General features: G+C 72.2%; 8 protein-coding genes and 1 pseudogene. 2 read left to right on the forward strand and 7 right to left on the reverse strand.

Annotated features, from left to right (window positions below; all coding sequences use genetic code 11):
- Positions 1 to 81 precede the first annotated feature (81 nt).
- Positions 82 to 1,695, reverse strand: coding sequence for a cell wall-binding repeat-containing protein (locus tag ASG80_RS18730; protein WP_056733561.1), 1,614 nt, complete (start codon positions 1,693 to 1,695; stop codon positions 82 to 84).
- 168 nt (positions 1,696 to 1,863) lie between these two features.
- Between ASG80_RS18730 and ASG80_RS18735 the strand changes: the two genes are divergently transcribed.
- Positions 1,864 to 2,802: an EamA family transporter gene (locus tag ASG80_RS18735; RefSeq protein ID WP_056733563.1), complete on the forward strand. Its 939-nt coding sequence runs from the start codon at positions 1,864 to 1,866 to the stop codon at positions 2,800 to 2,802.
- Positions 2,803 to 2,884: 82 nt separating this feature from the next.
- Positions 2,885 to 3,586, forward strand: coding sequence for an alpha/beta fold hydrolase (locus ASG80_RS18740; protein WP_056733565.1), 702 nt, complete (start codon positions 2,885 to 2,887; stop codon positions 3,584 to 3,586).
- A gap of 52 nt (positions 3,587 to 3,638) precedes the next feature.
- Here the strand turns inward: ASG80_RS18740 and ASG80_RS18745 are convergent, their stop codons facing one another.
- The 6 genes and pseudogenes from ASG80_RS18745 to ASG80_RS18770 all read right to left on the reverse strand — a co-directional run bounded on the left by ASG80_RS18745 (position 3,639) and on the right by ASG80_RS18770 (position 11,770).
- Positions 3,639 to 4,505: a neutral zinc metallopeptidase gene (locus ASG80_RS18745; RefSeq protein ID WP_056733567.1), complete on the reverse strand. Its 867-nt coding sequence runs from the start codon at positions 4,503 to 4,505 to the stop codon at positions 3,639 to 3,641.
- 345 nt (positions 4,506 to 4,850) lie between these two features.
- Positions 4,851 to 5,801: pseudogene (gene pip, locus ASG80_RS18750) on the reverse strand (prolyl aminopeptidase); the annotation flags it as partial.
- 62 nt (positions 5,802 to 5,863) lie between these two features.
- Positions 5,864 to 6,475 (reverse strand): hypothetical protein, encoded by a 612-nt coding sequence (locus ASG80_RS18755; RefSeq protein WP_056733569.1) that lies wholly within the window; start codon positions 6,473 to 6,475, stop codon positions 5,864 to 5,866.
- A gap of 85 nt (positions 6,476 to 6,560) precedes the next feature.
- Positions 6,561 to 8,906: a PEP/pyruvate-binding domain-containing protein gene (locus ASG80_RS18760; RefSeq protein ID WP_056733570.1), complete on the reverse strand. Its 2,346-nt coding sequence runs from the start codon at positions 8,904 to 8,906 to the stop codon at positions 6,561 to 6,563.
- A 54-nt stretch (positions 8,907 to 8,960) separates the two neighbouring features.
- Positions 8,961 to 9,806 (reverse strand): helix-turn-helix transcriptional regulator, encoded by an 846-nt coding sequence (locus ASG80_RS18765; RefSeq protein ID WP_056733572.1) that lies wholly within the window; start codon positions 9,804 to 9,806, stop codon positions 8,961 to 8,963.
- The gene (locus tag ASG80_RS18770) at positions 9,803 to 11,770 is read right to left on the reverse strand and encodes an AAA family ATPase (protein WP_162256654.1); all 1,968 of its coding nucleotides are present in this window, start codon (positions 11,768 to 11,770) and stop codon (positions 9,803 to 9,805) included. The genes ASG80_RS18765 and ASG80_RS18770 overlap by 4 nt, the downstream gene beginning before the upstream one ends.
- Positions 11,771 to 11,786: the final 16 nt, after the last annotated feature.

Raw genomic sequence — 11,786 nt, forward strand, 5'->3', positions numbered from 1 at the left:
ATCCGTCGCAGCCCGTCGGCAGCGACATCCGCGAGCCTACCCGCCCGGAGAGCGCGTCGAGCACGCTCTCCGGGCGGGGACTCAGCACACCTGCAGGTTGAGCACGTTGTTGCTGAGCGACGGCTCGCCCCCGAGGAGGACCACGTCGCGCACATGGAGTCGGCCGATCTCGCCGAGCACTGCGCTCGGAATGCAGTTCTGCTGAACAAGGTAGACCGGCGCCCGCCAGGCTCCGGCGAGCGCCGCACCAGCGAGCGCGTCGGGGAAGTTCGCCCCGGTCGCCAGGAAGACGGCATCCGCGAGGGGGAACGACTTCTGGTTCGTGATCACGGACGTGGCGTACCGGTCGGCGCCGTTGCGGCGGTAGGACTCGAGGATGAACGGGAGCGCATCGAGGTCGGACTTGATGCCCGCCGAAACGCTCGGCAGACCACCGGCCACGACGACCTTCTCGATACTGAGCTCCTGCAGCAGCGTGGCCGTGGCGGCGTCGAGCGAGCTCGCCTTGCCGTTCACCAGGATGACGGGGCCGAACTCGTTGGCGGCCGCGGGAGCGCCCGACAGCGCGTCGGGGAAGTTGAGGCCTGTTGCGATGTACGCGGTGCGGTTATCGGCGCCGCCCCAGAAGTAGTCCGCTACGAGGCGCGACGTGTGGAAGCGGTCGACGCCCTTGAACCGGATGACCCCGCCAGTCGCATAACCCTGCAACTGCGTCTCGACCGCGAGTGACACCGATGGCTCCCCACCGACGACGTAGATCGTCTCGGGGGTGAGCCGAGTGAGTTCGGCCTTCACGGAGGCGGGGATGGCACTGGGGGTGACGAGCAGGATCGGAGCGCCCACGCGCGCGGCCGCCGGAGCCGCGCCGAGCGCGTCGGGGAAGTTCTGGCCGTTCACGACGAAGACGGCGTCGCTGCCGTCCGGGTAGCCCGCCATGGAGATCTGCACCGAAGTCGCGGAGCGGTCGGGCCCAGCGAGGCGTCCGACGTACACGCCGCCCGGACCGACCGCTCCGTCGTATCCGGTGAGCTGCTGGTCGGCCGCCACCTCGACGGGCGTGCTCGCATAGAGGAGTTCCTGGCCCTCCCAGTACTCGGTGGACACGAGCGCCTGGTCGTTGGAGTCGCCGAATCGCAGCGCGTACATTCCGGCTGGGAGGCCGTTGATGGTGTAGTTTCCGGCTGCGTCGACGTCGGCGCGATAGGCGGAGCGCTCCCATTCGCCGGTCGTGGTGTTGAAGAGGAAGGCTGCGGCGACGGGCGGCTCCGCTCCTTGCGGATAACTGACGATTCCCGAGATCGACGATCCAATCTCGAGCTGGGCGTCCAGACCGGTCACGTTCGTCGTGCCGACCTCGATGATCTGCGACTGCGCCTCATACGGCGTGTTGCCCAGCCACGTCGGAGTCAGGCCGTCGCTCACAAGTCCGTTGGGCTCGAAGTGCATGCGATATCGGCCGGGCGGTACGCCGTAGAGGGAGTAGCTACCGTCCATCCCTGTTCCGATCCCGCGGATGACGTCACCCGATCCGCTGAGCTCGTAGAGTTCGACGTAGACGCTGTGCTGCGGAGCGTATACGTCTTGGCTGGTCTCGGCAGTGACGGTCCCCTGGACGTAGACGCCGTCCGCGGCGTTCGCGGGGGCGGCGGCAGCGGCGACGAGGAAGCCGGCAGCGAGCAGCGGTGAGAGCACCATCGCCATCAATCTGCGCGCAACGGAGGGAGGGGTTCGGGTCAAGGGTTGCTCCTGTTTCGAGTAGGGGTGAAGCGATCCTATGAGCATGCGTGGAATTGCATATGCCCCCCAATGGGGGGTAGGCCGGCATCCGCGTGTGATGGTCGTCGGATTGTGTAACAATATGGGATGCGATTCGTGCTCGCGGTGCTCCTCGCGTCGGTGTGCTTCGGCACCACCGGTACCGCCCAGGCCCTCGGGCCCGAGGCGGGCTCCGCCTCGGTGGGTGCGGCGCGCATCCTGATCGGCGGCGGCGCGCTCGGGCTGGTCGCCCTGCTCCTCCACCTCGCCGGGCGGCCACGCGGTGCGACCGGGACATCCGCCGCGCCGACGCCCGGCGTCGCCCCGCGGCATCCGCTGCCGTCGTGGCTGCTCGTCGTGATCGGCGCGCTGGGCGTGGTCGCGTACCAGCCCGCCTTCTTCGCGGGCACCGAGGCGAACGGGGTCGCGGTCGGCACGGTGGTCGCACTCGGCTCGGCGCCCGTCATCACGGGCGCGCTCGACTGGATGCTGCGGCGCCGCTATCCCGGTCATCGCTGGCTCGTCGCCACCGCGATCGCCACGTCAGGGGTCGCGATCCTCGCGGCGGCGACCGACGCCGGGCACGCCGCGGCGGATCCGCTCGGCCTGCTCGCCTCGCTCGGCGCCGGCGCTTCCTACGCGGTGTACACCCTCGCCGCGAAGGCGCTGCTCGACCGCGGCTGGACACCGACCGGCAGCATGGGTGCGCTCTTCGGCCTCGCGGCGGTGGCCAGCGTGCCGCTGCTCGCGGCGACGGATGCCTCGTGGCTCGCGACGGGGCCCGGACTCGCGATGGCGCTCTGGCTCGGGCTCGTGGCCACCACGCTCGCGTACGTGCTGTTCGGCATCGGGCTCCGCGGACTCGCGCCCGCGACGGTGTCGACCCTCACGCTCGCGGAGCCGCTCACCGCGGGAATCCTCGGGGTCGCGGTGCTCGGCGAGACGCTCACGACGGGCGGCATAGTCGGCCTCGCGGTGCTCGCCGCCGGCATCGTGGTGCTCGCCACGGCGGGCGTGCAGCGCGCCCCGCGACCGGTCGCCGCCTGAGGCCCGGGAGCGTCGTTCGGGGCCTCGCGGGGTCGTGGACCGCGACGCTCCGGTTGTCGGCGGCCGGCGGTAGCGTCGACCCATGGACGTCATCCTCATCCCCGGTTTCTGGCTCGACGCGTCGTCGTGGGAGCGCGTGACGCCCCTCATCGAAGAGGCCGGCCACCGCGTGCACCCGCTCACCCTGCCCGGCCTCGAGTCGGTCGACGCCGACCGCTCCGGCATCGGGTTGCGCGACCACATCGACGCCGTGGTTCGTGTGGTCGACGCGTTCGACGACGACGCCGAGATCGTGCTCGTGGCCCACTCCGGCGGCGGCGCGATCGCGCACGGCGTCGCCGACGCCCGGCCCGAGCGCATCGCGCGCATCGTGTACGTCGACGCCGGCCCGCTCGGCCCCGGCAACTCGATCAACGACGGGCTGCCCGTCGTCGACGGCGAGATCCCCCTTCCTGATTGGTCGGACTTCAGCGACGAAGACCTCATCGACCTCGACGACGACCTGCGCGCCAAGTTCCGCGCACGCTCGATCCCCGAGCCCAAGGGCGTCGCCTACGACCCGATCGAGCTCCGCGACGAGCGCCGCTACGACGTGCCGATCACGATCATCGCCTGCGAGTTCCCGAGCGCGGCCCTCGTCGAGTGGATTGCGGCGGAGTCACCGTTCACGCGCGAGCTCGCGCGGGTGAAGCGGGTCGACTACGTCGACCTGCCCACCGGCCACTGGCCGCAGTTCACGAAGCCCGTGCAACTCGGCCAGGCGATCGCCGCCGCACTCGGCTGACTGCGCCTCCCGCGGTCGTAACACCGCGAACGCGTGGCTGCGGCGGGGCCGATCAGAGCTGGGAAGCCGAGAAGGTATCGCAGGCGGCGGCGCCCTGCTCGAATCCCGTCGTGAACCAGCGCTGACGCTGGTCGCTCGTGCCGTGCGTGAACGAGTGCGGGGTCACCTGCCCCTGCGTGGCCTGCTGGATCCGGTCGTCGCCCACCGACGAGGCCGCGCTCAGCGCGTCGGCGATCTGCGCGTCGGTGAGCGGCTGCAGGAACGGCACGCCGCGCTCGTCGGGCACCTCCGAGGCGTTCGCCGTCCACGCGCCCGCGAAGCAGTCGGCCTGCAGCTCGATGCGCACCGCGTTCGACGTCGGGCCGGTCTGGCCGTCCTGCGCGCGCCCCAGGACGCCGGCGAGGTTCTGGACGTGGTGGCCCCACTCGTGCGCCACGACGTACATCTCGGCGAGGGGGCCGCCGCTGGAGCCGAACCTGGTGCGCAGCTCCTCGTAGAAGGTGACGTCGATGTAGATGGTCTGGTCGGGCGGGCAGTAGAACGGCCCGGTCGCCGAGGACGCGTTGCCGCACCCGGTCGTCGTGGCGCCGCTGAAGAGCACGAAGTCCTGGGGGCCCACGTAGTCGAGGCCGAGGGCCGGCCCCTCCTCCGACCAGTACGCCTCGAGCGACGCGGAGGCACCGACCATGCGGCACTCCACGTTCGCGTTCGCGTCGGCGCCGGTCCGGCACTGCTCGAGCGACGACTCGGTCTCGGGCGCCGCGCCGCCGCCGATGAGTCCGGTGAGGTCGACGCCGAGGAACTGCGACAGCACGAGCAGCGCGATCACGCCCAGGCCGCCGCCGACGGCGATGCCCGTGTTGCGTCCGCGCTTGGAAGCCTTGCCCCCGCCGATGTCGGCGTTGGGGTTGAACGTCATGGTCCGACGCTACCCCGCGCCCTTCCCGCGCGTCCGCTTGCCACGGTCTTCGGGCGGCGGGTTGACATCCGCCTCGGATGCCGCATCAGGGCCGTCGGCGTCGGGCGCGTCCTCATCGCTCTTGCCGCCCTTCTCGCCCTTCTCGCCCTTGCCGCCCTTCTCGCCCTTCTCGCCCTCTTCGCCCTCTTCGCCCTTCTCGCCGTCGTCATCGCCATCGCGGCCGCCTCCGCGCTCGGCACCGCCCTCGGCCTCCTCGCCGTCGTCGTCTGCGCCGTCCTCGGCATCCTCGTCGCCTTCGTCGGCGTCGTCCTCGGCATCCTCGTCGTCCTCGTCGGCGTCGCCCCTGGCGAACCGGTCCGTCGCCCGGATCAGGGCATCGAGGATGCCGGGCTCGTCGAACGCGTGCCCGGCGTCGCTGATGAGGTGGAACTCCGCCTCGGGCCACGCCAGGTGCAGGTCCCACGCCGTCATGGCGGGCGTGCACATGTCGTAGCGACCCTGCACGATCACCGCAGGGATCCCCGCAAGCCGCGTCGCGTCGCGGATCAACTGCCCCTCCTCCCACCAGCCGCCGTGGCGGAAGTAGTGGTTCTCGATGCGCGCGAACGCGGTCGCGTACTCCGGCTCGGTGAAACGCGCGATCGTGTCGGCCTGCGGCAGCAGCGTGATCGTCGACGCCTCCCATCGGGACCACGCGATTGCGGCCGGCTCGTGCACTCCGGGGTCGGGGTCCTTCAGCAGCCGCGCGTAGGCCTCGATGAGGTGGCCGCGCTCGAGCAGCGGGACCGGCGCGATGAAGTCGTCCCACAGGTCGGGGAACACGGCCGAGGCGCCGCCCTCGTAGAACCAGTCGAGCTCCTGGCGGCGCAGCGTGAAGATCCCCCGCAGCACGAGCTCGGTGACGCGCTCGGGGTGCGTCTGGGCATACGCGAGCGCGAGGGCACTCCCCCAGGACCCGCCGAACACCTGCCAGCGGTCGACGCCGAGGTGATCGCGGAGCCGCTCCATGTCGGCCACGAGGTGCCAGGTGGTGTTCGACGACAGGTCGGCGGCGGGCTCGCTCGCGTGCGGGATCGAGAGACCGCAGCCTCGCTGGTCGAACAGCACGATCCGATAACGCGCGGGGTCGAACAGCCGCCGGTGCGTCGGGCTGGTGCCGGCCCCGGGGCCGCCGTGCAGGAACACCACGGGCTTGCCCTCGCGATTGCCGGACACCTCCCAGTAGATGTGCTGTCCGTCTCCCACATCGAGCAGGCCCGATTCGAGCGGCTCGATCTCCGGATACAGATCTCTCATGACCACACGGTAACGAACGGCCGGATGCCCCGAGCGGAGCCGCGCCGAACGTGAGCCGCCGCTCACCTCGGCGCGCGGCCCGAGCCCAGCACGAGCCACCACACGGGATAGGCGACGTAGGCGATGGCGGCGGGGATGCCGCCGATGACGAAGACCGTCCACTGACCGGCCGATCCGGCGGGCAGCGCGAATCCGATGGCGAATGCGAGCATGGCGGCGACCCCGGCTGCGCCGATCACGACCGCCCATCGAGCGAGGCGGCGGGACATCCGGTCGCGCCGCGAGCCGACGAGTCCGACGGCGAGGAGGAATCCGAACATGAGCACGATCGCGGGGATCGCGGCCACGTACTGGTCGTCGAGGGTCGCCACGCCCATGAGCATGCGCACGGTGGTGACCGCCATGTACGCGGTCGCGAGCGACATGACCACGGCGAGCGCAGCGAGCGTCGCGCTCGGGGCGAGCGCCCGCCAGAGCAGTATGGCGGCGACGATCTGCGTCGGCGCGAGCGCGACGCTCAGCACGTCGCTCGCGGGGCCGAGCCAGAACCATGTGCGGAGCTCGACGCCGAACGGATCGGCGAGCCCGAAGAACAGCGCGAGCGCGAGCGCGGAAGCGAGCCCGAGGTAACCCGTGGCGAACGCCCACGTTCGCAGTGCCGCGGGAAGCGGCATCCGCTCGTCATTGGGTCTCCGCAATGGTGCGGAACCCTCGACTTCCACGTGCACAACCTACTCCGCTCGACGGGTCCGCGCGCCCTCAGGCCCGCCGAGGCGCCGGGACGGCGTGCATCGTGACGACACCGGCGTTCCCGTCGACCGTGACCAGCTGCCCGTCGACGATCGTCGACGTCGCGTAGCCGGTCGCGACGACCGCGGGGAGCCGATGCTCCCGGGCGATGATCGCCGGGTGCGAGAGGCTCCCCCCGCTGTCGGCGACGACGGCCCCGAGCGATGGGAAGATGACCGACCACGACGGCCGGGTCGAAGGGCACACGAGCACATCGCCCGGCCGGATCCGATGGAAGTCCGTCTCCTCGTGCACGATGCGCGCGGGACCGGTGTAGCTGCCGGGCGAGGCCGGTATCCCGGTGAGCGGCTCACCCGCGGGCGGGCGGGCACGCGTACTGTCCTCGAGCCCGACGATCCGCGAGCCGATCCACATCATCGCCTCGGTCGGGAACCGCGCCGAGCGCGGCAGCCGCCGGAACGACGGTTCCCCGCGAGGCGGCGTCCCGTACGTCGTCGGCCCGGGATGCGCCAGCGCCCACGCCCGCTCGCCGCGCCGGAGCCGGATGCGGCCGCCCAGCGGGTCCGGCACCCCTCGCATGGCCGTGAGCAGCTCGTCGACGTCGAGGTAGAACACGTCGTCGGCCGCGGCGATCGCACCGCGACGCACGAGCCGCCGGCCCGACTCGAGCGCGGCGTACCGCACGAGTGCGTATGGTGCGTCGATCGTGAGGAAGACGTTCTCATCGCGCAGCGGATAGACGAGCTCGGCGCGCGCGAGCACCGCGTCGAACCTCGCGCGATCGCGCGGCGACAGCGCCGCTCGCGCCTGAGCGGTGCACGCGGCGCGGCGCTTCGCCAGCTCGCGGGCCTCCTCGTCCGGGTCGTAGTCGTTCGCGCGAAGCCGTTCGAGGGTCGCCGCGATGATCTCCGGCGACTCCGCGAGGGTCGGCTGCGAGAGCTCGAGGTCGAGTGCGCGGCATCCGTAGACCCGCTGGAACCTGGCGAGTCCCTCGTCGAAGGCGGGATCGTCGTCGTCGAGCCGGCTCAGACGTCGCAGCTCGTGCGCCGGCGCCGACGACGCCTCCGAGAGCCCGACGACCAGCTCGAGCGACTCCTCGTCGCTCCAGCCCAGCAGGTCACGGCAGGTGAAGGCGAGGTCGGCCGTGCCGAACTCGTACGGGATCGACATGGTGAAGTGCATCCTCATGCCTTCGCGGGCGAGGTCGGCCGCGGCCGCGAGATGCGCGGTGAGCTCGGCCTCGGTGAGCAGGGCGAGATCGGTGTCCCGCAGGTCCGCGATCCGCGCACGGAACGACGGAGCCACCTCGTCGCGCCACCTGCGGACCAGTTCGCCGGCGAGGTCGTCGCGCATCACGCGACGAGAGGTGCGCATGCGCCGACGAGCCTGCCCCGACATCGCGAGGAGCACCGGCATCAGCCACGCCGGCGGCGTCGGGTCTCCGCCGCCGGGACGTGGGGGCGGCGCGCCGACGGGCTCGACCGTCATGTACATCCACCCGCCGATGATCCGGCCGGCGAGGCATGCGAGCGCGCCGGATGCCTCCGCGTAGAGCGCCACCGCCTCGTTCTCGTTGAACGACCAGGTCAGCGGCGTGCGCGGCATGCGCGCGTGGCCCGGCTCGCGCACCCAGTACCCCGGCGGCACGTCCACGGGGATCGGCACCTGTTCGACGAGGGTCGTGATCGGTCGTGCCTGCAGCACGCTGACGCGTCCACCGGCGATCGCCCACTCGACGTCCTGCGGCGTCCCGAACAGCTCGGCGGCCTTCCGCGCCCAATCCGCGACGAGCCGGGCGCCGCCCTCGTCGAGCGGGCCGGATGCCGCGTCCGAACCGGTCGCGCGAGTGCCCGCGATCGTCCATTCCTGCGGTGTGGCCTCACCGGAGACGAGGCGGTCGCCGAGGCCCGCGACCGCCTCGATCACGATCTCCTCGGCGCCGCTCACCGGGTTCACCGTGAACGCGACGCCCGCGACATCCGCGTCGACCATCTCCTGGACGACGACCCCCATCGGCTCCCCCTGCCCCGAGGCGAGGCAGCGCGCGATCGCGTCGCGCAATGCATCGTCGCCTCGGACGCCGAGGATCGTGGTGTACCGACCTGCCCCGGCCTCGTGCGCCTGATCCTCGTGCGACCCCGAGGACCTCACCGCATAGTCGACGCCCCGCTCGCGCGCGGCCCGCACCACCTCCTCGATGTCGGCGACATCTCGGTCATCGCCGCGGAGGGCGAGGACGAAGCCGTCGGGGACCGGGAATCCGGCACGACGGAGTGCGGCGAGGTGCGCGGCCTTGCTGCCGAATGCCGCGTCTGCCTCGTCGAGCCGGCGATATGACTTCATCTGTTCGAGCATGGTTCGATGCTCCGACCCGTCACCCCTCGTCGCCATCCGTGCCGCCACGTAATCTCAGTCGGTGCGCTGCGAATCGGCCTGCTCGCGTTCGGTGAGGTAGCGCACCAGCGCCGACCGTGAGGCGAGGCCGAGGCGCCGGTAGATGTGTGCGAGGTGCGTCTCGACCGTGCGCTCGCTGAGGAACAGTGCCGAGGCGATCTCGGCGTTGCTGCGCCCCTCGGCCACGAGCTCCGCGACCTCGGATTCCCTGCGCGTGAGGCCGTCGCCGGCGCGCCGCCGGGGCGCGACCCGCACGTTGTGGGCACGGGCGGCCTGACGCGCCCGATCGCCCCACGAGCGGAGGGCCTGCGTGTCGAAGTAGTCGACGAGCTCGAGCAGCTCGTCGCGCTCGACCGCACCGGGTACCGATGTCTCGGCCCATTCGAGTCGTGCCTGATGGGCGGGCAGTCCCAGGCCGGCGGCGGCGAGACGGTCGGCCGCCCCGGCGAGGAGGTCCGCCGCGTCGCGCGTCGCGCCGGTTGCGCCGCGCCGGAGGCCCTCTAGCCGGTCGGCGAGCGCCGCCGCCGCGCTGCTCCATCGGCCGAGCTCGCGCAGCGTGGTGACCCGAGCGTCCGCATCGTCGAGCCGGCCGGTGGCGATCGCAAGCCGGCCGACGAGCGTGGGGTGCCACAACTGCACCGCACCGTCGACCCGGTACAGGGTGCGCTCGGGGAGCTGCGGCGAGCGCGACGGGTCGAGAAGGGCGAGCTCCGCGTGGACGCAGTCGACCATCGTGAGGATCCGCGGCTCACCGAATCGGGCCAACCCCGTGCGCTCCGCCTCTCCGAGGTTCGCCACCGCCTCGCGAGCTCGCGCCTGCGTGGCATCGAGCAACGCCAGCACGGCGAGCCCCCGGATCATGACCCGTGGCGTGGCGGAGCGTCTCGCGAGCGCGAGACCGCGTTCGGCCGACGGGCCTCGGGTAGGTCGCCCCGGAGCATCGGCAGCAGCGCGCCCAGGCACCGTGCCGAAGCCTCGACGGCGATCGGCCCGCCCCGGTGCACCAGCTCGACGGCAAGTTGCCCTGCCCGGTCGGCCGCGTCGATGTCGCCGAGCGCGAGGCAGAGCCGCGCCAGCTCCGCGGCCACGGCCTGGGCGACCACCGAGTGCGGCGCGTCGACGACGAGTGCGAGCGCCCGCTCGCAATGTGCACGGGCGAGTTCGAGGTCGGCCCAGGACCCGAGCGCGTCGCCGAGCGCTGCCGCGGCGCGCTGCTCGACGCTGGCGCCGGGCACATCGAGCGCGCGGAGGCGCCCGGCCGCGGCGTCGAGACGATCGGATTCGGCGAACCGGTCGACCATGAACAGGTCCAGCACGGCCTGCTCCGCCGTCGAGTGTGCCCGGCCGGGCATGCCTGGATTCGCCGGCACCCGCACGCGGCCACCCTCGACGTCGGACCGGATCCACGCCAGCACGAATCGGGCCTCCTCGGCACTCGGGTCGTCATCGGGCACCAGCCCGATGAGCCGGCGGAATGCCCGCACGGCGTCCTCGGGACGGCCCGTGAGGTAGTACGCATCGCCCAGGCGGGCCAGTACCTCGGGAACGCGCTCTCGCGCGAGGGCGCCGATCGCGAGCGCCGCTTCGAGGTTGGGGATCGCAGCCTGGAAGGCGCGGCGCTCGTGCGCCTGCGTGCCCGCCTCGACGAGGATCTCGACCGTCCGATCCGCCGGGAGGAGTTGCGCGGCCGCACGATAGTGCGGTGCCAGCGCCTCGGCGTCGACGCCGGGCACCTGCTCGAGCGCCGCCGCCAGCTGGGCGTGCGCAAGCTGGCGGCGGCCGGCGCCGAGGGCGTCGTCGACGGCGACAGCGAGCGCAGGCGCGGTGACCCGATAGGCGGTGCCGATCGGCGACTCGGTGCGCTCGATGAGGCCTCGCGTGATGAGCTGGCGGCACGACCGATCGAGGTCCGGCGTGCCGTCGAGGCGCGCCAGGGCAGCGTGCGGCACGTCGGCGCCGGCGACCGCGATCAGCTCGAACACCGTTCGGGCGCCCTCGTCGGCACCGGCGAGTGCACGCTCCAGCAGGGCGTCGAGCCGGGCAACACCAGGTGTCATCGAATCGGCCTCCGCGAGCGCCCGCACGATGCTCGGGCTGCCGTTCGATCGCGCCACGATGACGGCCACGCCCTCGTCGTCGAGGTCGGGACGGATCCGCCGAGCCAACCGGGCGGCCGCGTCATCGGAGAGCGGGCTGAGCTCGAGCAGCGAACCGCCGCCTGAGCGAACGGCGCGTCGCAGGTCGGCGAGCGCAGGCCCGGTCGACGGATGCTGGCCGATGAGCACCACCACGCCCCGGGGCGCGCCGCGTGCGGCGAGGTAGGTGAGCAGCGAGAGCGTCATGCGGTCCGCAAGGTGAACGTCGTCGATGACCCAGAGCAGCCCGTGCTCGGTCGCGAGCCGCCGAGCGAGCCGGGCAACCGACTCGAACAGCGCGGTCTCCGCGAGGGGCGCGGATGTCTCGAGCCGGCCGCCGAGCGCTTCCGCGATGCCGCCCAGGCCGTCGAGCAGGCGTGCGCGTTCGACGGCGCGCATCCCATCGAGATGTGCACCGATGGAGGTGAGCACCGGCGCGAGCGACGCCGCCTCGAGTGACGCCGCCCCGCGGCCGCGAAGCACGGTGATCCCGGCGTGCGCGGCGCTGCGGGCGCTCTCGTCGAGCAGCGAGGTGACGCCCGAGCCGACGGCGCCGTCGACGATGGCGATCCCGCTGCCTCCTGCGCGCGCCTCGTCGAGCAAGGCGTTCAGGCGTCGCTCCTCGGCCTCGCGCTCGTACAGGGCCTCGATGGGGTCCAGGTCGCACCTCCCGTTCCCGGGGCAGCCCACGTGCACAAGCTACTCC

Source organism: Agromyces sp. Soil535 (assembly GCF_001428255.1).
Classification (GTDB): domain Bacteria; phylum Actinomycetota; class Actinomycetes; order Actinomycetales; family Microbacteriaceae; genus Agromyces.